Annotated in this window: 30 protein-coding genes; 1 reads left to right on the forward strand and 29 read right to left on the reverse strand. The window is 65.9% G+C overall.

Translation table 11 applies throughout. The features are described 5' to 3' along the window. Positions 1–243: 243 nt before the first annotated feature. From map to rpsJ, 24 genes are all read right to left on the reverse strand, one after another. Complete coding sequence (gene map / locus CFW40_RS14995) at positions 244–1,086, reverse strand: type I methionyl aminopeptidase (RefSeq protein ID WP_088798399.1); 843 nt, start codon at positions 1,084–1,086, stop codon at positions 244–246. A 123-nt stretch (positions 1,087–1,209) separates the two neighbouring features. Next, on the reverse strand, positions 1,210–1,866 hold the full coding sequence (locus CFW40_RS15000) for an adenylate kinase (protein WP_088798400.1): 657 nt from the start codon (positions 1,864–1,866) through the stop codon (positions 1,210–1,212). Then, positions 1,866–3,179, reverse strand: coding sequence for a preprotein translocase subunit SecY (gene secY / locus CFW40_RS15005; protein ID WP_088798401.1), 1,314 nt, complete (start codon positions 3,177–3,179; stop codon positions 1,866–1,868). Before secY ends, CFW40_RS15000 begins: the two co-directional genes overlap by 1 nt. Before the next feature lie 226 nt (positions 3,180–3,405). Continuing rightward, positions 3,406–3,861 (reverse strand): 50S ribosomal protein L15, encoded by a 456-nt coding sequence (gene rplO / locus CFW40_RS15010; RefSeq protein ID WP_088798402.1) that lies wholly within the window; start codon positions 3,859–3,861, stop codon positions 3,406–3,408. Position 3,862: 1 nt separating this feature from the next. Then, positions 3,863–4,045, reverse strand: coding sequence for a 50S ribosomal protein L30 (gene rpmD, locus CFW40_RS15015; RefSeq protein WP_030074796.1), 183 nt, complete (start codon positions 4,043–4,045; stop codon positions 3,863–3,865). Continuing rightward, positions 4,045–4,647 (reverse strand): 30S ribosomal protein S5, encoded by a 603-nt coding sequence (rpsE, locus tag CFW40_RS15020; RefSeq protein WP_088798403.1) that lies wholly within the window; start codon positions 4,645–4,647, stop codon positions 4,045–4,047. Before rpsE ends, rpmD begins: the two co-directional genes overlap by 1 nt. A gap of 46 nt (positions 4,648–4,693) precedes the next feature. Beyond that, positions 4,694–5,077: a 50S ribosomal protein L18 gene (rplR, locus tag CFW40_RS15025; protein ID WP_088798404.1), complete on the reverse strand. Its 384-nt coding sequence runs from the start codon at positions 5,075–5,077 to the stop codon at positions 4,694–4,696. Between the two features lie 3 nt (positions 5,078–5,080). Beyond that, positions 5,081–5,620, reverse strand: coding sequence for a 50S ribosomal protein L6 (gene rplF / locus CFW40_RS15030; protein WP_088798405.1), 540 nt, complete (start codon positions 5,618–5,620; stop codon positions 5,081–5,083). A gap of 22 nt (positions 5,621–5,642) precedes the next feature. Further along, a complete protein-coding gene (rpsH, locus tag CFW40_RS15035; RefSeq protein WP_006604885.1) occupies positions 5,643–6,041 on the reverse strand; it encodes a 30S ribosomal protein S8 in 399 nt (132 codons plus the stop codon). Positions 6,042–6,280: 239 nt separating this feature from the next. After that, positions 6,281–6,466, reverse strand: coding sequence for a type Z 30S ribosomal protein S14 (locus CFW40_RS15045; protein WP_004571834.1), 186 nt, complete (start codon positions 6,464–6,466; stop codon positions 6,281–6,283). A gap of 2 nt (positions 6,467–6,468) precedes the next feature. After that, on the reverse strand, positions 6,469–7,029 hold the full coding sequence (gene rplE, locus CFW40_RS15050; RefSeq protein ID WP_086717611.1) for a 50S ribosomal protein L5: 561 nt from the start codon (positions 7,027–7,029) through the stop codon (positions 6,469–6,471). Continuing rightward, a complete protein-coding gene (rplX, locus tag CFW40_RS15055) occupies positions 7,029–7,352 on the reverse strand; it encodes a 50S ribosomal protein L24 (RefSeq protein ID WP_006604883.1) in 324 nt (107 codons plus the stop codon). Before rplX ends, rplE begins: the two co-directional genes overlap by 1 nt. 3 nt (positions 7,353–7,355) lie before the next feature. Then, positions 7,356–7,724, reverse strand: coding sequence for a 50S ribosomal protein L14 (gene rplN, locus CFW40_RS15060; protein WP_003992364.1), 369 nt, complete (start codon positions 7,722–7,724; stop codon positions 7,356–7,358). 109 nt (positions 7,725–7,833) lie between these two features. Then, positions 7,834–8,115 carry a 30S ribosomal protein S17 gene (gene rpsQ / locus CFW40_RS15065; protein WP_006604882.1) on the reverse strand — a complete coding sequence of 94 codons (282 nt, stop codon included), beginning with the start codon at positions 8,113–8,115 and terminating at the stop codon, positions 7,834–7,836. Further along, a complete protein-coding gene (gene rpmC, locus CFW40_RS15070; protein WP_018090896.1) occupies positions 8,115–8,339 on the reverse strand; it encodes a 50S ribosomal protein L29 in 225 nt (74 codons plus the stop codon). Before rpmC ends, rpsQ begins: the two co-directional genes overlap by 1 nt. Next, positions 8,339–8,758, reverse strand: coding sequence for a 50S ribosomal protein L16 (rplP, locus tag CFW40_RS15075; RefSeq protein WP_006604880.1), 420 nt, complete (start codon positions 8,756–8,758; stop codon positions 8,339–8,341). The genes rpmC and rplP overlap by 1 nt, the downstream gene beginning before the upstream one ends. Before the next feature lie 5 nt (positions 8,759–8,763). Next, positions 8,764–9,591: a 30S ribosomal protein S3 gene (gene rpsC, locus CFW40_RS15080; protein WP_088798406.1), complete on the reverse strand. Its 828-nt coding sequence runs from the start codon at positions 9,589–9,591 to the stop codon at positions 8,764–8,766. Next, positions 9,591–9,938 (reverse strand): 50S ribosomal protein L22, encoded by a 348-nt coding sequence (gene rplV / locus CFW40_RS15085; RefSeq protein WP_037839423.1) that lies wholly within the window; start codon positions 9,936–9,938, stop codon positions 9,591–9,593. The genes rpsC and rplV overlap by 1 nt, the downstream gene beginning before the upstream one ends. 43 nt (positions 9,939–9,981) lie before the next feature. Beyond that, complete coding sequence (gene rpsS / locus CFW40_RS15090) at positions 9,982–10,263, reverse strand: 30S ribosomal protein S19 (RefSeq protein ID WP_018090899.1); 282 nt, start codon at positions 10,261–10,263, stop codon at positions 9,982–9,984. A 12-nt stretch (positions 10,264–10,275) separates the two neighbouring features. Further along, on the reverse strand, positions 10,276–11,112 hold the full coding sequence (gene rplB / locus CFW40_RS15095; protein ID WP_088798407.1) for a 50S ribosomal protein L2: 837 nt from the start codon (positions 11,110–11,112) through the stop codon (positions 10,276–10,278). A gap of 39 nt (positions 11,113–11,151) precedes the next feature. Continuing rightward, the gene (gene rplW / locus CFW40_RS15100; RefSeq protein WP_033269707.1) at positions 11,152–11,475 is read right to left on the reverse strand and encodes a 50S ribosomal protein L23; all 324 of its coding nucleotides are present in this window, start codon (positions 11,473–11,475) and stop codon (positions 11,152–11,154) included. Continuing rightward, entirely contained in the window at positions 11,475–12,125 is a 651-nt protein-coding gene (rplD, locus tag CFW40_RS15105) for a 50S ribosomal protein L4 (protein WP_088798408.1), read from the reverse strand. Before rplD ends, rplW begins: the two co-directional genes overlap by 1 nt. A gap of 8 nt (positions 12,126–12,133) precedes the next feature. Further along, a complete protein-coding gene (rplC, locus tag CFW40_RS15110) occupies positions 12,134–12,778 on the reverse strand; it encodes a 50S ribosomal protein L3 (RefSeq protein WP_042155856.1) in 645 nt (214 codons plus the stop codon). 14 nt (positions 12,779–12,792) lie between these two features. Next, positions 12,793–13,101, reverse strand: a complete 309-nt coding sequence (gene rpsJ / locus CFW40_RS15115; protein ID WP_003948644.1) for a 30S ribosomal protein S10 — start codon at positions 13,099–13,101, stop codon at positions 12,793–12,795. Between the two features lie 740 nt (positions 13,102–13,841). Between rpsJ and CFW40_RS38915 the strand changes: the two genes are divergently transcribed. Then, entirely contained in the window at positions 13,842–14,099 is a 258-nt protein-coding gene (locus CFW40_RS38915; protein ID WP_371127328.1) for an SUKH-3 domain-containing protein, read from the forward strand. A 211-nt stretch (positions 14,100–14,310) separates the two neighbouring features. Here CFW40_RS38915 and tuf read toward each other — a convergent pair whose 3' ends face one another. From tuf to CFW40_RS15140, 5 genes are all read right to left on the reverse strand, one after another. After that, entirely contained in the window at positions 14,311–15,504 is a 1,194-nt protein-coding gene (gene tuf, locus CFW40_RS15120) for an elongation factor Tu (RefSeq protein WP_088798409.1), read from the reverse strand. 155 nt (positions 15,505–15,659) lie between these two features. After that, complete coding sequence (fusA, locus tag CFW40_RS15125) at positions 15,660–17,780, reverse strand: elongation factor G (RefSeq protein ID WP_088798410.1); 2,121 nt, start codon at positions 17,778–17,780, stop codon at positions 15,660–15,662. Positions 17,781–17,819: 39 nt separating this feature from the next. Further along, entirely contained in the window at positions 17,820–18,290 is a 471-nt protein-coding gene (rpsG, locus tag CFW40_RS15130) for a 30S ribosomal protein S7 (RefSeq protein ID WP_004571813.1), read from the reverse strand. A gap of 2 nt (positions 18,291–18,292) precedes the next feature. Continuing rightward, on the reverse strand, positions 18,293–18,664 hold the full coding sequence (gene rpsL / locus CFW40_RS15135) for a 30S ribosomal protein S12 (protein WP_003948652.1): 372 nt from the start codon (positions 18,662–18,664) through the stop codon (positions 18,293–18,295). Positions 18,665–19,066: 402 nt separating this feature from the next. Beyond that, on the reverse strand, positions 19,067–19,549 hold the full coding sequence (locus CFW40_RS15140) for a DUF1707 and DUF4190 domain-containing protein (protein WP_088798411.1): 483 nt from the start codon (positions 19,547–19,549) through the stop codon (positions 19,067–19,069). Positions 19,550–19,713 lie beyond the last annotated feature (164 nt).

Raw genomic sequence — 19,713 nt, forward strand, 5'->3', positions numbered from 1 at the left:
ATCGGCTACCTTGATCGACTATCCCGCACCACACCCTCGACCAAGAGGGCATACGGATGCACGAGAGCCGACGCGTTAGTCTACGTCAGCGCTCAGCAAAAGACGAATCCAGGATTATTGCCCACCCGGGGAGATCCTTACGCCCGGGGCCGGTCGGCCGGGCGCGTCGGAACGCCGGGCGAGCCGGGCCGCCAGGCGGGTCGGGCCAGTGAGCGGGTCAGGCATTGGGGTCTCCCCTGGTCCTTAAGACCTTGGGGAAGGGTCGGGCGCCGCGGTGATCCCCAGCTCGGCGAGCTTGGCCTTGCCGCCGTCCGGCGCGGTCAGCACCAGCGGGCCGTCCTCGGTCAGCGCGACCGAGTGCTCCCAGTGCGAGGACCAGCTGCCGTCGTTCGACTTGACCGTCCAGTCGTCGTCGAGGACGTGCGTCTTGGCCGTGCCGAGATTGACCATCGGCTCGATGGCGATGCAGAAGCCGGGCACCAGCTTGGGGCCGCGGCCGCGCTTGCGGTCGACGTAGTTCAGCAGGTGCGGGTCCATGTGCATCTGCGAGCCGATGCCGTGGCCGCCGTAGTCCTCGACGATGCCGTACTTACCGCCGGCGGGGCGCGGCTGGCGGCGGATGTAGCCCTCGATCGCCTTGGAGATGTCGACCAGCCGGTTGCCCTTGGCGACCGCCGCGATACCGGCCCACATCGACTCCTCGGTGACCCGGCTCAGCTCGACCAGCTCCGCGGAGTGGCCGGAGCCGACGAAGGCGGTGTACGCCGCGTCGCCGTGCCAGCCGTCGATGATCGCGCCGCAGTCGATGGAGATGATGTCGCCGTTCTGCAGCACCGTCTCGGTGTCGGGGATGCCGTGGACCACGACATCGTTGACCGAGGTGCAGATCGTCGCGGGGAAGCCGCCGTAACCGAGGAAGTTCGACTTCGCTCCGTGCTCGGCGAGCACCTTGCGTGCCGCGTCGTCCAGGTCCTTGGTCGTGGCGCCGGGCACCGCGGCCTCGCGGGTCGCCGCGTGAATGGCGGCGACCACCAGCCCCGCCTCGCGCATCTTCGCGATCTGCTCGGGGGTCTTGATCTCCACCATGACGGCTGGCGCCTTCCTGAACCGACTGCAACGCATATCCGGCGGCCGTGACGACCGCCCCGTACACGATACGGCCGCGGTAGCCCTTGCGGGCACCGCGGCCGTATCGGAGACCGTGTGCTGCTACGCGTCCCGCGACGGCAGGGCCGCCATGGAGCGCCGGGTGACCTCGTCGACCTTCCCCATGGCGGGGATGGTGACGACCAGGTCCTGGTCCTTGTAGTAGTCGATGATCGGCTCGGTCTCGGTGTGGTAGACCTCGAGCCGCTTGCGGACGGTCTCCTCGCGGTCGTCGTCCCGCTGGTACAGCTCGCCGCCGCAGACGTCACAGACGCCCTCGGCCTTCGGCTTGTTGTACTCCGCGTGGAAGACGTGGCTGGAGTCGTTGCGGCAGATGCGCCGGCCGGCGATCCGCTTGACGACCTCGTCCTCCGGGACCTCCAGGTCCAAGACGGCGTCCAGCTTGAGGTTCTTGTCCTTGAGGTACTCGTCCAGCGCCTTGGCCTGGCCAAGGTTGCGCGGGAAGCCGTCCAGGAGGAAACCGCCTGCCGCGTCGGCCTGCTCCATACGGTCCTCGGCCATCGCAATGGTGACCGAGTCGGGCACCAGGTTGCCGGCGTCCATGTACGACTTCGCCTCGCGGCCGAGGGGCGTGCCCTGGCTGATGTTGGCGCGGAACAGGTCCCCCGTGGAGATGTGCGGGATCTCGAGGTTCTTGGCAAGGTACGCAGCCTGCGTACCCTTGCCGGCCCCCGGGGGTCCGACGAGGACGATTCGCATCAGCGGAGGAACCCTTCGTAGTTGCGCTGCTGAAGCTGGCTCTCGATCTGCTTCACGGTCTCCAGACCCACACCCACGATGATCAGGATGCTCGTCCCGCCGAACGGGAAGTTCTGGTTCGCGTTGAAAAGCACCAACGCCACTGTTGGTACGAGCGCGATCAGCCCCAGGTACAGCGAGCCCGGCCACGTGATCCGGTTGAGCACGTAGCTGAGGTACTCGGCCGTCGGGCGACCAGCCCGGATACCCGGGATGAAGCCACCATACTTCTTCATGTTGTCGGCAACTTCTTCGGGGTTGAAGCTGATGGCGACGTAGAAGAAGGCGAAGAACACGATCAGCAGGAAGTACGTAACGATGTAAACCGGGTGATTTCCCTTGGTGAAGTTGGTGGCGATCCACGTCGCCCATGCCGCCTTCGACCCGCTGAACTGTGCGATGAGGGCTGGAATGTAGAGCAGCGATGACGCGAAGATGACGGGAATCACACCCGCCTGGTTCACCTTGAGCGGGATGTACGTGGACGTACCGCCATAGGACCGGCGGCCGATCATCCGCTTCGCGTACTGCACCGGGATGCGCCGCTGGGCCTGCTCGACGAAGACCACCAGGGCGACCATCGCCAGGCCGACCGCGATCACCGCGAAGAACTCGATCCAGCCGTCGGCCAGCTTGCCGGTGAGCTTGATCTGCCACAGGGCGCCCGGGAAGCCGGCCGCGATGGAGATGAACATCAGGATCGACATGCCGTTGCCGATACCGCGGTCGGTGACGAGCTCACCGAGCCACATGATCAGACCGGTGCCGGCGGTCATCGTGATGACCATGGTGATCGTGGTGAAGATCGAGTCGCTGGGGACGATCTCGCTGGCGACCGGGCAGCTCTGGAAGAGCGCACCGCTGCGGGCCGTGGCCACCAGGCCGGTGCCCTGCAGGATGGCGAGCGCCACGGTCAGGTAGCGGGTGTACTGGGTGATCTTCGCCTGTCCGGACTGGCCCTCCTTCTTGAGGGCTTCCAGTCGCGGGATCACCACGGTCAGCAGCTGGAGGATGATGCTCGCCGTGATGTACGGCATGATCCCCAGCGCGAAGATCGTGATCTGCAGCAGCGCACCACCGCTGAACATGTTCACCAGGGCGAACAACCCGCTGCTCCCGCCGGCCTGCTTCATGCAGGTCTCGACGTTCGCATAGTTGACCCCGGGGACCGGGACGTGTGCGCCGATCCGGTAGAGCACGATGATGCCCAATGTGAACAGCAGCTTCTTGCGCAGGTCGGGCGTCTTGAACGCTCGGGCGAACGCGGTGAGCACGGTGCCTCCTGCGCCTCCCGCCTTGAGTGCGAGAGGTGACGGTCTTGAGGATCGACGAATACGGAGCGGGCAAAAACCGCGCGGACACGGCCCGCGCGGCGGGGGTCCGGGCCAGAGCCCGGAAAACAACAGTCCATCCCACCTTACCGGCGACCATACCCCCGTGGAACGACCAACCGGGGATGCCCCAAACGATGGGCATCCCCGGTCAGTTGAGTCAGCGAACTCAGATGAGTTCGGTGACGGTGCCGCCGGCGGCGGCGATCTTCTCCTTGGCGGAGCCGGAAACGGCGTCAACCGTCACCTGCAGCGCCACGGAGATCTCGCCGGTGCCGAGCACCTTGACGAGCTCGTTCTTGCGCACCGCGCCCTTGGCGACCAGGTCGGTCACCGTGACCTCGCCACCCTGCGGGTAGAGCGCGGCCAGCTTGTCCAGGTTCACGACCTGGAACTGCTTGTGGGCGGGGTTCTTGAAGCCCTTCAGCTTCGGGAGGCGCATGTGGAGGGGCATCTGCCCACCCTCGAAGCGCTCCGGAACCTGGTAACGGGCCTTCGTGCCCTTGGTACCACGACCAGCGGTCTTACCCTTGGACGCCTCACCACGACCGACACGGGTCTTGGCGGTCTTGGCACCCGGGGCGGGCCGGAGGTTGTGGACCTTCAGCGGGTTGTTCTCCGCCATGTCAGTCGACCTCCTCAACCGTCACGAGGTGGCGGACGGTGTGCACCATGCCGCGGAACTCGGGGCGGTCCTCCTTGACAACCACGTCGTTGAGCCGCTTGAGGCCCAGCGAACGGAGGGTGTCGCGGTGGTTCTGCTTGCTACCGATGAAGGACTTCGTCTGCGTGATCTTGAGGTGCGCCATTACGCGGTCACCCCGGCACGCGCCCGCAGCAGAGCGGCGGGAGCAACGTCCTCCAGCGGCAGGCCACGACGGGCGGCGATCTCCTCGGGACGCTGCAGCCCCGAGAGCGCCTCCACCGTGGCGTGCACGATGTTGATCGGGTTCGACGAACCGAGCGACTTGCTCAGCACGTCGTGGATGCCCGCGCACTCCAGAACGGCACGCACGGGGCCACCGGCGATCACACCGGTACCGGGGGAAGCCGGCTTGAGCAGGACGACGCCCGCAGCCTTCTCGCCCTGGATGGGGTGAGGGATGGTGCCCTGGATACGGGGGACCTTGAAGAAGTTCTTCTTGGCCTCTTCCACGCCCTTGGCGATGGCAGCCGGAACTTCCTTGGCCTTGCCGTAACCGACACCTACGGTGCCGTCACCATCGCCCACCACGACCAGCGCGGTGAAGCTGAAGCGACGGCCACCCTTGACAACCTTGGCGACACGGTTGATCGCGACAACGCGCTCAACGTATGCGGTCTTCTCGGCGGCAGCGCCACCGTCGCGACCCTTCCGGTCCCGCCGCTCGCCGCCACCGGCACCGCTCCCGCGGCGCTGGGGTCCAGCCATTGGATTTACCTCTCTCTGTTACGTCCGCTAGCTCCGGAACCGGGGCTTAGAACTTCAGCCCGGCTTCGCGGGCGGCGTCGGCCAGAGCGGCAATCCGCCCGGCGTACTGCTTGCCACCACGGTCGAACACGACGGCCTCGACACCGGCGGCCTTGGCACGCTCGGCGACCAGGGAACCGACCTGCTTGGCCTGAGCGCTCTTGTCGCCCTCGCCACCACGGATCGACGCGTCCAGGCTCGACGCCGAGGCCAGCGTGTGGCCCGCGATGTCGTCGATGACCTGAGCGGTGATGCCACGGTTGGACCGCGTCACCACCAGACGCGGGCGCTCCGGGGTACCCGAAATCCGCTTACGGATGCGGATGTGGCGCCGCTTCGCGGCGGCCCGCTTGTAAGCGTCGCCCTTGGCGATCTTCACACCGTATGCCATGGCTTACTTACCAGCCTTTCCGACCTTGCGGCGGATGACCTCGCCGGCGTACTTGACGCCCTTGGCCTTGTACGGGTCAGGCTTGCGCAGCTTGCGGATGTTCGCCGCAACCTCGCCGACCTTCTGCTTGTCGATGCCCTCGACGCTGAGCTTGGTCGGGGACTCGACCTTGAAGGAGATGCCCTCGGGGGCCTCGATCAGGATCGGGTGGCTGTAGCCCAGGGAGAACTCCAGGTTGGAGCCCTTCGCCTGGACGCGGTAACCGACACCGCTGATCTCGAGCGCCTTGCTGAAGCCCTGGGTCACGCCGGTGATCATGTTCGCCACCAGCGTGCGGGACAGGCCGTGCAGGGCCTTGTTCTGACGCTCGTCGTTCGGGCGCGAGACGGTGATCAGACCGTCCTCACCCTTGGCGACCTCGATGGGCGCCGCGACGGTGTGCGAGAGAGAACCCTTGGGGCCCTTCACCGCGACCGTACGGCCATCGATGGTGACGTCCACACCAGCGGGAACCTGGATGGGCAGCTTGCCAATACGCGACATTAGCTATTCCTCCGTTCCCTGGTTACCAGACGTAGGCGAGGACTTCCCCACCCACGCCCTTCTTGCTGGCCTGCTGACCGGTCAGGAGACCGTGGGACGTGGAGATGATCGCCACGCCCAGGCCGCCGAGGACCTTCGGCAGGTTGGTGGACTTTGCGTAGACCCGCAGGCCCGGCTTCGAGATCCGCTTGATGCCGGCGATCGAGCGCTCGCGGTTCGGGCCGAACTTCAGCTCGAGGACGAGGTTCTTGCCAACCTCGGCGTCCTCGACGCGCCAGCCGGTGATGTAGCCCTCCTGCTGGAGGATCTCCGCGATGTGCGACTTGATCTTGCTGTGCGGCATCACGACGGTGTCGTGGTATGCCGAGTTCGCGTTCCGCAGACGGGTCAGCATGTCTGCGATGGGATCAGTCATGGTCATGAATTGGCCTTCGGCCTCTCTCGCCGGGGTTTCCTATGTGCGCCATCCCTCTCCCCGATCAGAGTCGGGACGGGTGCGGCGCGGGGACCTACGGCGTAGTAAGCGACTTTATGCGGGCTCGGCCCGCGGTCGGTCTCGGGCGGCGGGGCGCCCAAACCCTTCTACCCTACGGGAAAAGGGGGGCGGGCGCCCGCCGGCCGAATGCTTACCGAGAGCTTCTGGTCATCCCAACTAGGGGATTACCAGGAGCTCTTGGTCACGCCCGGCAGCTCGCCACGGTGAGCCATCTCACGAAGGCACACGCGGCACAGGCCGAACTTGCGGTAGACGGAGTGCGGACGGCCGCAGCGCTGGCAACGCGTGTACGCGCGGACAGCAAACTTCGGCTTACGAGCCGCCTTAGCGATCAGAGCCTTCTTCGCCACGGTCAGTTCTCCTTGAACGGGAAGCCGAGGTGACGAAGCAGGGCGCGGCCCTCATCGTCGTTGGACGCCGTGGTGACCACGGTGATGTCCATGCCCCGCGTCCGGTCGATCTTGTCCTGGTCGATCTCGTGGAACATGACCTGCTCCGTGAGACCGAAGGTGTAGTTGCCCCGACCGTCGAACTGCTTCGGGGACAGACCACGGAAGTCGCGGATGCGCGGCAGCGCCAGCGACAGCAGGCGGTCCAGGAACTCCCACATGCGGTCACCGCGGAGGGTGACGTGGGCACCGATCGGCTGGCCCTCACGCAGCTTGAACTGCGCGATGGACTTACGGGCCTTGGTGACGGCCGGCTTCTGTCCGGTGATCGTGGTGAGGTCGCGGATGGCGCCCTCGATCAGCTTGGAGTCGCGGGCGGCGTCGCCCACACCCATGTTGACCACGATCTTGGTCAGACCGGGGATCTGCATGACGTTCTCGAGCGAGAACTCGTCCTTCAGCTTCCCGGCGATCTCTTCGCGGTAGCGCGTCTTGAGACGCGGCGCGTTGGTGGTGGCAGTCATCAGATGTCCTCACCGGTCCGCTTGGCAACGCGGATCTTGTTGCCCTCGTCGTCGAAGCGGTATCCGACGCGGGTGACGACCTTGTTGCCGTCCTTCTCCACGACGAGCTGAACGTTGCTCACGTGGACAGGGGCCTCGGTCGTCACAATGCCGCCGGTCTTCGAACCACGAGCGGTCTGTCCGGCCTTGGTGTGCTTCTTGACCCGGTTGACACCCTCGACCAGGACACGGTCCTCGCGGGGGAAGGCCTGGATGACCTTGCCCTGCTTGCCCTTGTCCTTACCGGTGATGACCTGGACCAGGTCGCCCTTCTTGATCTTCATCGGTTACAGCACCTCCGGCGCGAGCGAGATGATCTTCATGAACTTCTTCTCGCGCAGCTCCCGGCCCACGGGGCCGAAGATGCGGGTGCCGCGGGGGTCGCCATCGTTCTTGAGGATGACGGCCGCGTTCTCGTCGAAGCGGATGTACGAGCCGTCCGGACGGCGGCGCTCCTTGACGGTCCGAACGATGACCGCCTTGATGACGTCACCCTTCTTCACGTTGCCACCGGGGATCGCATCCTTCACGGTGGCGACGATGACGTCACCGATGCCCGCGTAGCGGCGACCGGAACCACCGAGAACACGGATGCAAAGGATCTCCTTCGCACCAGTGTTGTCGGCGACCCGCAGTCGCGACTCCTGCTGGATCACGTCTATCTCCTGTGTGTCTGCCGGTTCCCGGCAGGGGCGCCGCCTCGTACGAGACGAAGCCCCTGCCGAGCCTGGCGGAACTGTTCCTAGGGGGTCCCCCTAGGAGGGATTACTTGGCCTTCTCGAGGATCTCGACGATGCGCCAGCGCTTGGTGGCGGACAGCGGCCGGGTCTCCATCAGGAGGACGCGGTCGCCGACGCCGGCAGCGTTCTGCTCGTCGTGCGCCTTGAGCTTGTTGGTACGGCGGATGACCTTGCCGTACAGCGCGTGCTTGACGCGGTCCTCGACGGCGACGACGACGGTCTTGTCCATCTTGTCGCTGACGACGAGACCCTCACGGGTCTTGCGGAAACCGCGCTCGTTCGTCTCAGTCACATTCTTCTCGCTCATCAGGCGCTCTCCACCGTCTCGATGCCCAGCTCGCGCTCACGCATCAGGGTGTAGATCCGGGCGATGTCCTTACGGACGGACTTGAGCCGACCGTGGTTCTCGAGCTGTCCGGTCGCCGCCTGGAAGCGGAGGTTGAACAGCTCCTCCTTGGCCTCACGAAGCTTGCCGACGAGGTCCTCGTCATTCAGCTCGCGCAGCTCGGTCGCCTTGGTACCGGCCGCCATCACGACTCACCTGCCTCGCGCCGCACGATGCGGCACTTCATCGGAAGCTTGTGGGCGGCGCGGGTCAGCGCCTCCTTGGCAACCTTTTCGTTCGGGAAGGACAGCTCGAACATCACCCGACCGGGCTTGACGTTCGCGACCCACCACTCCGGAGAACCCTTACCGGAACCCATGCGGGTTTCGGCCGGCTTCTTCGTGAGCGGGCGGTCCGGGTAAATGTTGATCCAGACCTTGCCGCCACGCTTGATGTGACGGGTCATCGCGATACGAGCGGACTCGATCTGACGGTTCGTCACGTAAGCCGGGGTGACGGCCTGGATGCCGTACTCACCGAAGGCCAGCTCGGTGCCACCCTTGGCCATACCGCTGCGCTTCGGGTGGTGCTGCTTGCGGTGCTTGACCCTGCGAGGGATCAGCATGTCGGTCAGGCCTCCGTTCCGGGGGTCTCCGCCGGAGCAGCGGCTGCGGCCTCGGCCTTGGGGGCCTCGGCAGCGGCGGCCTGCTGCTGCGGCTTGCGGCCACCGCGGCCGCCACGCTCGCCACCGCGGCGCGGGCGGTCGTTGCCGCCACCGCGAGCCGGGCGGTTACCCGCACGGGCGGCAGCGTTCTCGGCACGCACCTCGGCGATGTTCTTGACGTCGCCCTTGTAGATCCAGACCTTCACGCCGATGCGGCCGAAGGTGGTCTTGGCCTCGAAGAAGCCGTAGTCGACGTTCGCACGGAGCGTGTGCAGGGGCACACGGCCCTCGCGGTAGAACTCCGAGCGGGACATCTCGGCGCCGCCGAGACGGCCACCACACTGGATCTTGATGCCCTTGGCGCCGGCCTTCATCGTCGACTGCATGCTCTTACGCATGGCGCGACGGAAGGAGACGCGGGAGGACAGCTGCTCGGCGACGGCCTGGGCCACGAGCTGAGCATCGGTCTCGGGGTTCTTGACCTCGAGGATGTTCAGCTGGACCTGCTTGCCGGTCAGCTTCTCCAGCTCGCCGCGGATGCGGTCCGCCTCGGCGCCGCGGCGGCCGATGACGATGCCCGGACGAGCGGTGTGGATGTCAACGCGGACGCGCTCACGGGTGCGCTCGATCTCCACCTTGGAGATACCGGCGCGCTCCATGCCCTTCGTCATCATGCGACGAATGGCGACGTCTTCCTTGACGTAGTCCTTGTACAGCTTGTCGGCGTACCACCGCGACTTGAAGTCGGTGGTGATGCCGAGCCGGAACCCGTGCGGGTTAACCTTCTGGCCCATTACCGGGTTCCTTCCTTGCTGCTGACGACCACGGTGATGTGGCTGGTCCGCTTGCGGATCCGGTAGGCACGGCCCTGGGCGCGCGGACGGAACCGCTTCAGGGTCGGGCCCTCGTCGACGTACGCCTCGGAGATGACGAGGCTGCCGGCGTCGGTGTGGTCGTAGTTGTGCGCGGCGTTGGCAATGGCGCTGTCCAGCACCTTGCCCACCGGCACGCTCGCGGCCTGCGGGGCGAAACGCAGGACCGCCTGAGCCTCCGTGGCATTCATGCCACGGATAAGGTCCACCACGCGGCGGGCCTTCATGGGCGTGACGCGGATGTACCGCGCCTGGGCCCTGGCTTCCATGGTTGTCCCTTCGGTGTCAGTCATAGTCTTCGCACTCCGCCGATCAACGACGCCGCGACTTGCGGTCGTCCTTCTCGTGGCCGCGGAAGGTGCGGGTCGGCGCAAACTCGCCGAGCTTGTGGCCGACCATCGACTCGGTGACGAACACCGGGACGTGCTTGCGGCCGTCGTGCACCGCGATCGTGTGGCCGAGCATGGCCGGGACGATCATCGAGCGGCGGGACCAGGTCTTGATGACGTTCTTGGTGCCGGCATCGTTCTGAACATCCACCTTCTTGGAAAGGTGGTCGTCGACGAAGGGCCCCTTCTTGAGACTGCGCGGCATCTAAACCCGCTCCTAGCGCTTCTTGTTCGTCTTGCGGCGGCGGACGATGTACTTGTTGCTCGCCTTCTTCGGCGAACGAGTACGACCCTCCTTCTGACCCCACGGCGAGACCGGGTGGCGACCACCGGAAGTCTTGCCTTCACCACCACCGTGCGGGTGGTCGACGGGGTTCATCACGACACCACGCACGGTCGGGCGGACGCCCTTCCAGCGCATGCGGCCGGCCTTACCCCAGTTGATGTTCGACTGCTCGGCGTTGCCGACCTCGCCGACGGTGGCGCGGCAGCGCACGTCGACCAGGCGGATCTCACCGGACGGCATACGAAGGTGAGCCATGCGGCCCTCCTTCGCCAGCAGCTGCACGGAGGCACCGGCCGAGCGGGCGAACTTCGCACCGCCGCCCGGACGCAGCTCGATCGCGTGGATCGTCGTACCCACGGGGATGTGACGCAGCGGCAGGTTGTTGCCCGGCTTGATGTCGGCGCCAGCGCCGTTCTCAATCCGAGCACCCTGGACCAGGCCACGGGGCGCGATGATGTAGCGCTTCTCGCCGTCTGCGTAGTGCAGGAGCGCGATGCGCGCGGTGCGGTTCGGGTCGTACTCGATGTGCGCGACCTTGGCCGGCACGCCGTCCTTGTCGTGACGACGGAAGTCGATCACTCGGTAGGCGCGCTTGTGGCCACCGCCCTGGTGGCGAACGGTCACACGACCGGCGTTGTTACGGCCGCCCTTGCTGTGCAGCGGGCGGACCAGCGACTTCTCCGGCGTGGACCGCGTGATCTCGACAAAGTCGGCGACGCTGGAGCCACGACGGCCCGGGGTCGTCGGCTTGTACTTGCGGATACCCATTTCTCAGTCCTCGTCCGATTCCGGACGACTCGGACTCCGTTAGGAGACCGGGCCGCCGAAGATGTCGATACGGTCGCCCTCGGCGAGGGTCACGATGGCGCGCTTGGTGTTCGCACGCTTGCCGTAACCGGTGCGGGTGCGCTTGCGCTTGCCCTGCCGGTTGATCGTGTTGACCCCGGTGACCTTGACCGAGAAGACCGCCTCGACGGCCTGCTTGATCTGGGTCTTGTTCGCGCCCGGCGCGACGATGAACGTGTACTTGTTCTCGTCCAGCAGGGCGTAGCTCTTCTCCGAGACAACCGGCTTGACGAGCACGTCACGCGGGTCCGAGAAGGTCTTGCTGGTGACGACGGCCTCAGTCATCAGGCGTCGCTCCCTTCGGTCTCAGCGGCCTTGGGGCCAGACACGAAGGACTCGAAAGCGGCCTTGGTGAAGACCACGTCGTCGGAGACGAGCACGTCGTACGTGTTCAGCTGGCCCGGCTCCAGGATGTGAACCTGGGGCAGGTTGCGGGCGGACAGCCACGCGGCCTCGTCGCTGCGCTCGGCGACCAGGAGCACGTTCTTGCGCTCGCTGACCTTGCCGAGGAGAGTCTTGGCGGCCTTGGTGGAGATGTCGCCCTCGACCACGCCGGAAACGACGTGGATGCGGCTGTTGCGGGCCCGGTCGGTGAGGGCACCGCGCAGGGCGGCGGCCTTCATCTTCTTCGGGGTCCGCTGGCTGTAGTCACGCGGCACGGGGCCGTGGACGATGCCACCGCCGGCGAACTGCGGCGCGCGGGTCGAACCCTGACGCGCACGGCCGGTGCCCTTCTGGCGGTACGGCTTCTTGCCACCGCCGCGGACCTCGCCGCGAGTCTTGGTCTTGTGCGTGCCCTGACGGGCCGCGGCCAGCTGCGCGACAACGACCTGGTGGATCAGCGGAACGCTGACCTTGGCGTCGAAGATCTCCGTGGGGAGCTCGACGCTACCGGCCTTGTCGCCTGCCGGCGAAAGGATGTCAATGGTGCTCATCGGTTACCTCAGGCCCCCTTGGCCGCGGTACGGACCAGGACGAGGCCGCCGTTCGGACCAGGAACTGCGCCCTTGATGAGCAGCAGGCCCTTCTCCGCGTCAACGGCATGGACGGTCAGGTTCTGGGTGGTGACCCGCTCATTGCCCATACGGCCGGCCATCCGCATGCCCTTGAACACGCGGCCCGGGGTGGCACAGCCACCGATGGAGCCAGGCTTACGGTGCACGCGGTGGGCACCGTGGGAGGCCTTGCCGCCATGGAAGCCGTGACGCTTCATGACACCGGCGAAGCCCTTGCCCTTGCTCTTGCCGGTCACGTCCACCTTGACGCCGGACTCGAAGGTCTCAGCGGTCAGCTCCTGGCCGAGGGTGTACTCGCCGGCGTCGGCGGTACGGACCTCGACGAGGTGACGACGGGGGGTGACGTCGGCCTTCGCGAAGTGGCCCTTGAGGGGCTTGTTCACCTTGCGCGGGTCGATCTCGCCGAAGGCGATCTGGACGGAGTCGTAACCGTCCTGGTCATTGGTGCGCACCTGGGTAACGACACAGGGGCCGGCCTTCACCACGGTCACCGGGACGACACGGTTGTTCTCGTCCCAGACCTGGGTCATGCCGAGCTTCTCGCCCAGGATGCCCTTGATCTGCTTAGCCATCTCTTCCGCGCCTCTCAGAGCTTGATCTCGATGTCAACGCCGGCCGGAAGGTCCAGGCGCATCAGCGAGTCAACGGTCTTGGGCGTCGGGTCGAGGATGTCGATCAGGCGCTTGTGCGTGCGCATCTCGAAGTGCTCGCGCGAGTCCTTGTACTTGTGCGGCGACTTGATGACGCAGTACACGTTCTTTTCAGTGGGCAGCGGCACCGGGCCCGCGACCGACGCACCAGTACGGGTCACCGTCTCGACGATCTTCTTCGCCGAGGAGTCGATGACCTCGTGGTCGTAGGCCTTGAGCCGGATGCGGATCTTCTGTCCCGCCATGGCTACTTCGTAGTCCTGTCTCTCGTAAACGCTCTGGGACCCGATGTGCTGTGCTCCGTGAGGAGCACCGCCCTACCTCCGACCCCCGCGGTCGGGCGTGTCGCGCGCCTTCCGGTAAATCCCCACAAGGAGGATCCCTCTGGAAGGAATGCGTGGGGGTAGGACACCCACCGGGCGCCTGGCCGAGGCACCCCGCTGACGCTTCCCGGAAGATTCCCGTATTTCCGACCCTGAGAAGGGACGACGAATACCTGGGACTCGCTTCCGGTCCTCCCGGCGGGAGGCGCGCAGCATCGGCACTCAACCGAGCAACCTGGACAGTGTGCCATACAGGCCACGGCACTGGCCAACTGAAGCGGGAGACACTACCCGACCGCCGGGCTGAGCGGGTGCCCCCTCGGCCGCGGCGGGCCAACGGAGCGGCGGGAACCAGGGCCGCCACCACCCTGACTCACTTCACACCGGCGGCCCGTGGGCTGCACGCAGCGGATGGCGGCTCATCGGGCCGGCGGTAACGCTTCCGTGTTCCGCGATCCGTTAGCCGTCCCCCTCGTCACGGAATAACGCAGTCGGTCGCCGCTACCGGCGAAACAGAATATCCGCAGCACGAAGGGGCCCGGACATGCCGATCGCGCCGACACGGGCAGAGATCGATCAACTCTTTGCTGACGCCGGATGGCACCCCGCTCGCGACGCATCCGAAAGGGTCCGGGAATTAGCGGAGTTCGCCATTTGCCGACCTGACAGCACACGGTTGCCAGGCCAGACTCTTCCCGGAAGCGGAGGACGTCCTGCGCTCGTACGGGCCCCTCGACGTGCCCTTCTTCCCTGCCGCCGGGCACACAGACCGCTTCAACGCCTGCGCAAGATTCTGCAGCGATACGGCCGAGCAGATCTCCGACACCATGGACGATACGCGACAGCCAGTATTTCCCATTGGGTGGGAAAGAATCCAGAACGGGCTCGTGGCAATGGACCCCGATAATCGGATGTACTAACTGCACCACACCGGCGCCTACTACGCAGGAACAGGAATGCACGAAGCATTTTCCCACCTGTACACGGTGCGCCTTCAGCCCATCGAGGAATACCTCTCCTGACCCACCGAAGACCCCGACCCGAACGCCAAGGAGCCCCGCCCACCTGACGGTGAGCGGGGCTCCTTGTGAGCTCCGGGGAGCTACGACCGGATCAACCGGATCAACGGAATTACTTGTTGATCTTGGTGACCTGGCCGGCGCCGACGGTCCGGCCACCCTCACGGATGGCGAACTTCAGGCCCTCCTCCATGGCGACCGGCTGGATCAGCTCGACCGACATCTCGGTGTTGTCGCCCGGCATGACCATCTCGGTGCCCTCGGGGAGGGTCACGACGCCGGTCACGTCCGTGGTACGGAAGTAGAACTGCGGGCGGTAGTTGTTGAAGAAGGGGGTGTGACGGCCACCCTCGTCCTTCGACAGGATGTACGCCTGGGCCTCGAACGAGGTGTGCGGCGTGACCGAGCCCGGCTTGATGATGACCTGGCCGCGCTCGACGTCCTCGCGCTTGATACCGCGAAGCAGCAGACCGACGTTCTCACCGGCCTGGCCCTCGTCGAGAAGCTTCCGGAACATCTCGATACCGGTGACCGTGGTGGTGGTCTTCTCGGTCTTGATGCCGATGATGTCGACGGTCTCGTTGACCTTGAGGACACCACGCTCGATACGACCGGTGACAACGGTGCCACGGCCGGTGATCGTGAAGACGTCCTCGATCGGCATCAGGAACGGCTTGTCGACGTCACGCTCGGGCTGCGGGATCGCCTCGTCGACGGCGGCCATGAGCTTGAGGACGGAGTCGCCCCACTCCTTGTCGCCCTCGAGCGCCTTGAGCGCCGAGACCTTGACGACCGGAACGTCGTCGCCGGGGAACTCGTACTCGGAGAGGAGCTCACGGACCTCGAGCTCGACGAGCTCCAGGATCTCCTCGTCGTCCACCATGTCGGCCTTGTTCAGGGCGACAACGATGTACGGAACGCCGACCTGGCGGGCCAGGAGCACGTGCTCCTTGGTCTGCGGCATCGGGCCGTCGGTGGCGGCAACCACGAGGATGGCGCCGTCCATCTGCGCCGCACCCGTGATCATGTTCTTGATGTAGTCCGCGTGACCGGGGCAGTCGACGTGGGCGTAGTGACGGTTCTCCGTCTGGTACTCGACGTGCGCGATCGAAATCGTGATACCGCGCTGGCGCTCCTCAGGAGCCTTGTCGATCTGGTCGAAGGCCGAGGCCTCGTTCAGCTCCGGGTACGCGTCGTGCAGCACCTTGGTAATGGCGGCCGTGAGGGTCGTCTTACCGTGGTCAATGTGACCGATGGTGCCGATGTTGACGTGCGGCTTAGTCCGCTCGAACTTCGCCTTCGCCACTGGTTCCTCCTGAAGTGGTTCTGTACGCCTTACTCATCGGCGCCAGGTGATCTTTGCTGGGATGCCGGCTGACGGGGCAATCCTCGCGGATTGCGGGGATTACCCCATCAGACGGTGTCAAGCCTAAAGCGTGTTCCGACTCCGCGGAGACGGGACTACTCGCCCTTGGCCTTCGCGATGATCTCCTCGGCGACGTTCCGGGGAACCTCGGCGTAGGAGTCGAACTGCATCGAGTAGCTCGCGCGACCCGACGTCTTGCTGCGGAGGTCTCCGACGTAGCCGAACATCTCCGAGAGGGGGACCAGGCCCGTGACGAGCTTGGCTCCGCTGCGCTCCTCCATGGACTGAATCTGACCACGGCGGGAGTTGATGTCGCCGATCACGTCGCCCATGTAGTCCTCGGGCGTGGTGACCTCGACCTTCATCATCGGCTCGAGCAGGGCCGGGGAGGCCTTGCGCGCGGCCTCCTTGAAGGCCATCGAACCGGCGATCTTGAAGGCCATTTCCGACGAGTCGACCTCGTGGAAGGCACCGTCGAGCAGGGTGACCTTGACACCGGTCAGCGGGTAGCCGGCGAGAACACCGAACTCCATGGCCTCCTGGCAGCCCGCGTCCACGGACGGGATGTACTCCCGCGGGATACGGCCACCGGTGACCTTGTTCTCGAACTCGTACCCGTCGCCCTCGAGCGGCGCGATCGCGATCTGCACCTTCGCGAACTGGCCGGAACCACCGGTCTGCTTCTTGTGCGTGTAGTCGAGACGCTCGACCGGCTTGCGCAGGGTCTCGCGGTACGCGACCTGCGGCTTGCCGACGTTGGCCTCGACCCGGAACTCACGCTTCATACGGTCGACCAGCACGTCGAGGTGCAGCTCGCCCATACCCGCGATGATGGTCTGGCCGGTCTCCTCGTCGGTGTGCACCTGGAACGAGGGGTCCTCTTCGGCGAGCCGCTGGATGGCGACACCCAGCTTCTCCTGGTCGCCCTTGGACTTGGGCTCGATGGCGACCTGGATGACCGGGGCCGGGAACTCCATCGATTCCAGGATCACCGGGTTGCCCGCGTCGCAGAGGGTCTCACCGGTGGTGGTCTGCTTCAGACCCATGACGGCGACGATGTCACCGGCACCCACCGACTCGATCTCCTCACGCTTGTTCGCGTGCATCCGGTAGATCTTGCCGATGCGCTCCTTCTTGCCCTTCACCGAGTTCTGCACCTGCGAGCCGGCCTCGAGGCGGCCCGAGTACACCCGGATGAAGGTGAGCTTGCCCAGGTGGGGGTCGCTCGCAATCTTGAACGCAAGGGCGGACAGCGGCTCGGCCTCGGACGGCTTGCGCTTGATGACCTCTTCCGGGTCGTTGACCGCGTGGCCCTCAATGGCCTCGACGTCCAACGGGGAGGGGAGGTAGCGCACGACCGCGTCGAGCAGGGGCTGGACGCCCTTGTTCTTGAACGCGGTACCGCAGAACACCGGGGTCACGGTGGTGTTCTCGGCCTTGCCCGAAGCGATGGTGATCCGGCGGATCGCCGCGTAGAGCTGCTCCACGGTGGGCTCCTGGCCCTCCAGGTACAGCTCCATGATCTCTTCATCGTTCTCGGCAACGGCCTCGAGCAGCTTGCCGCGCCATTCGTCGGCAGCCTCGATGTGCGTGTCCGGGATGTCGACGGTGTCGTACATCTCGCCCTTGGCAGCCTCGGCCGACCAGACCAGGGCCTTCATGGTGACGAGGTCGACGACGCCCTTGAAGTCCGCCTCGGTGCCGATCGGGAGCTGCATCACGATCGGGGTCGCGCCCAGGCGGTCCACGATCATGTCGACGCAGCGGTGGAACTCGGCGCCCGTGCGGTCGAGCTTGTTGACGAAGCAGATACGCGGCACGCCGTAGCGGTCCGCCTGACGCCAGACGGTCTCGGACTGGGGCTCGACACCGGCAACGCCGTCGAACACCGTCACCGCACCGTCCAGGACGCGCAGCGAGCGCTCCACCTCGACCGTGAAGTCGACGTGGCCCGGGGTGTCGATGATGTTGATGGTGTTGTCGACGTTCTCCAGCGGCCAGTGGCAGGTCGTCGCGGCAGACGTGATGGTGATGCCGCGCTCCTGCTCCTGCTCCATCCAGTCCATCGTGGCAGCGCCGTCGTGGACCTCACCGATCTTGTAAGAAACACCGGTGTAGAACAGGATCCGCTCGGTGGTGGTCGTCTTGCCCGCGTCGATGTGGGCCATGATCCCGATGTTGCGGACCTTGGCCAGGTCAAGCGAAGTGGTAGCCATAGTGGCTCAATCTTCTCTCGGTCTCGATGTGGGTTGCGACTACCAGCGGTAGTGCGCGAAGGCCTTGTTGGACTCGGCCATCTTGTGCGTGTCCTCACGCTTCTTGACCGAAGCGCCGAGGCCGTTGGAGGCGTCGAGCAGTTCGTTCATGAGGCGCTCGGTCATGGTCTTCTCGCGGCGGGCGCGGGAGTAGCCCACGAGCCAGCGCAGCGAGAGGGTGGCGGCGCGGCCGGGCTTGACCTCGACCGGGACCTGGTAGGTCGCGCCACCGACACGGCGGGACTTGACCTCAAGGGTCGGCTTGATGTTCTCGAGCGCGCGCTTGAGCGTGATGACCGGGTCGTTGCCGGTCTTCTCGCGCAGACCCTCCATGGCGCCGTAAACGATGCGCTCGGCGGTGGAGCGCTTTCCGTTCAGCAGCACCTTGTTGATGAGGGAGGTCACCAGAGGAGAACCGTAGACCGGGTCGATGATGACCGGGCGCTTCGGGGCGGGGCCCTTACGAGGCATTCTTACTTCTCCTTCTTGGCGCCGTAGCGGCTGCGAGCCTGCTTGCGGTTCTTGACGCCCTGCGTGTCGAGGGAGCCGCGGATGATCTTGTACCGAACACCCGGCAGGTCCTTCACACGACCACCACGCACGAGCACGATCGAGTGCTCCTGCAGGTTGTGGCCCTCACCCGGAATGTAAGCGGTGACCTCGATCCCGCTGGTCAGACGCACACGCGCGACCTTACGCAGGGCCGAGTTCGGCTTCTTCGGGGTGGTCGTGAAAACACGCGTGCAGACGCCACGGCGCTGGGGGGAACCCTCGAGCGCGGGCGTCTTGTTCTTCTCGACCTTGTCCTGCCGGCCCTTGCGGACCAGCTGCTGGATCGTAGGCACCGTTTCTCCGGTTTCTGTGTGCCAGTCTCGGTAAAGCTAACCTGGAACATTCCCCGACCCACGCGGTCGGGTGTGTCGAATACTGCAGTCCGGTCCTCGCTGGAACGAGTGAGGCGGCAGATTGCGGTGTCAAAACCCGGCTTCCGTGCTGTGGCTCTCCCGGCCAGAGGCTGTGGAGAATTGCGCGCACGACAGCCCAGGGACACCCCAGGCACAAGGTCAGAGCGTACCTACCGCATGGGCTGCGGTCAAAACAAATGCACACGCGAAGGACACGCCGGACTCCTCACGGCGTTGCGGCCACCGTAGTGCGATCGGCGACCCTACGGAAGAAGGCACCGCACCGCTACCACGGCCGCTGTGCCGCCGCCGCGGCCGCCTGCCGTCCGGGCCGCGGACCACTCAGAGGTTGACCGCCGCCGACAGGATGAAGACCAGCAGAAACAGCGCCCAGCCGCCGATCGCCAGCCAGCCCAGCACCAGTCCCGCGATGGCCTGGCCGTCCCCCCGCTCCCCCGAGCGCCGGATCTCGGCACGCGCCTTGTGTCCCAGGATCACCGCCGGAATCGCCGTCAGTCCCCAGGTCATCGGCGTCATGATCCCGCAGACCAGCGCGCCCGTCGCCGACGAGTTGGAGTGCACCGGCGCCGGCATCTGCACCGGCATGAACGTCGCCGGCACCATCGGCCGCTGTGGCTGGAACTGCGCCTGCGGTACCGGCCCCTGCGGTAGATCCGCGACCAGCATCTGCAGCTCCGCGTGGGTCTGCGCCTTGTAGGCCCGTCCTATCCGCTGCTCGTACTCCGGCTGCTGCAGCCGCCCCTCGGCGAATCCCGCCTTGAGCACATCGACCGCCCGCTCGCGATCAGCGTGCGAGGCGCGCATCGCCGGCACCTGATGCGACGGCTGAGCCGGCTGCCCGCCCTGCCACGGCTGGAATGCCACTTCGCGAACCTCCCCCGCTCGACAGTTCTCCCCATCTTCTCATCACAGACGCAGCAATGGGAGGACAAGTTCCCCCGCACGGCCGCCAACCCTGCGGGAGGGCC

The organism is Streptomyces sp. 2114.4, assembly GCF_900187385.1.
GTDB classification, from domain to species: domain Bacteria; phylum Actinomycetota; class Actinomycetes; order Streptomycetales; family Streptomycetaceae; genus Streptomyces; species Streptomyces mooreae.

Bases quoted from the DNA above. Each gene is read 5' to 3' on its own strand.
- rpsG (WP_004571813.1), bottom strand. From the start codon at position 18,290: ATGCCTCGTAAGGGCCCCGCCCCGAAGCGCCCGGTCATCATCGACCCG.
- CFW40_RS15000 (WP_088798400.1), bottom strand. From the start codon at position 1,866: ATGCGAATCGTCCTCGTCGGACCCCCGGGGGCCGGCAAGGGTACGCAG.
- rplF (WP_088798405.1), bottom strand. From the start codon at position 5,620: ATGTCGCGTATTGGCAAGCTGCCCATCCAGGTTCCCGCTGGTGTGGAC.
- rplC (WP_042155856.1), bottom strand. From the start codon at position 12,778: ATGGCTAAGCAGATCAAGGGCATCCTGGGCGAGAAGCTCGGCATGACC.
- rplD (WP_088798408.1), bottom strand. From the start codon at position 12,125: ATGAGCACCATTGACATCCTTTCGCCGGCAGGCGACAAGGCCGGTAGC.
- rplX (WP_006604883.1), bottom strand. From the start codon at position 7,352: ATGAAGATCAAGAAGGGCGACCTGGTCCAGGTCATCACCGGTAAGGAC.
- rplW (WP_033269707.1), bottom strand. From the start codon at position 11,475: ATGACTGAGGCCGTCGTCACCAGCAAGACCTTCTCGGACCCGCGTGAC.
- CFW40_RS15140 (WP_088798411.1), bottom strand. From the start codon at position 19,549: ATGCGCGCCTCGCACGCTGATCGCGAGCGGGCGGTCGATGTGCTCAAG.
- rplO (WP_088798402.1), bottom strand. From the start codon at position 3,861: ATGGCGGAGAACAACCCGCTGAAGGTCCACAACCTCCGGCCCGCCCCG.
- rpsQ (WP_006604882.1), bottom strand. From the start codon at position 8,115: ATGAGCGAGAAGAATGTGACTGAGACGAACGAGCGCGGTTTCCGCAAG.
- rpsH (WP_006604885.1), bottom strand. From the start codon at position 6,041: ATGACCATGACTGATCCCATCGCAGACATGCTGACCCGTCTGCGGAAC.
- rpsS (WP_018090899.1), bottom strand. From the start codon at position 10,263: ATGCCGCGCAGTCTCAAGAAGGGGCCCTTCGTCGACGACCACCTTTCC.
- rplE (WP_086717611.1), bottom strand. From the start codon at position 7,029: ATGACTGCCACCACCAACGCGCCGCGTCTCAAGACGCGCTACCGCGAA.
- rpsC (WP_088798406.1), bottom strand. From the start codon at position 9,591: ATGGGCCAGAAGGTTAACCCGCACGGGTTCCGGCTCGGCATCACCACC.
- fusA (WP_088798410.1), bottom strand. From the start codon at position 17,780: ATGGCTACCACTTCGCTTGACCTGGCCAAGGTCCGCAACATCGGGATC.
- rpmD (WP_030074796.1), bottom strand. From the start codon at position 4,045: ATGGCGCACCTCAAGATCACGCAGACGAAGTCCTTCATCGGTAGCAAG.
- rplR (WP_088798404.1), bottom strand. From the start codon at position 5,077: ATGGCATACGGTGTGAAGATCGCCAAGGGCGACGCTTACAAGCGGGCC.
- rplP (WP_006604880.1), bottom strand. From the start codon at position 8,758: ATGCTGATCCCTCGCAGGGTCAAGCACCGCAAGCAGCACCACCCGAAG.
- rplB (WP_088798407.1), bottom strand. From the start codon at position 11,112: ATGGGTATCCGCAAGTACAAGCCGACGACCCCGGGCCGTCGTGGCTCC.
- map (WP_088798399.1), bottom strand. From the start codon at position 1,086: ATGGTGGAGATCAAGACCCCCGAGCAGATCGCGAAGATGCGCGAGGCG.
- rpsE (WP_088798403.1), bottom strand. From the start codon at position 4,647: ATGGCTGGACCCCAGCGCCGCGGGAGCGGTGCCGGTGGCGGCGAGCGG.
- rpsJ (WP_003948644.1), bottom strand. From the start codon at position 13,101: ATGGCGGGACAGAAGATCCGCATCCGGCTCAAGGCCTACGACCACGAG.
- rplV (WP_037839423.1), bottom strand. From the start codon at position 9,938: ATGGAAGCCAGGGCCCAGGCGCGGTACATCCGCGTCACGCCCATGAAG.
- rpmC (WP_018090896.1), bottom strand. From the start codon at position 8,339: ATGGCGGCCGGTACCAAGGCGACCGAGCTGCGCGAGCTGAATGACGAG.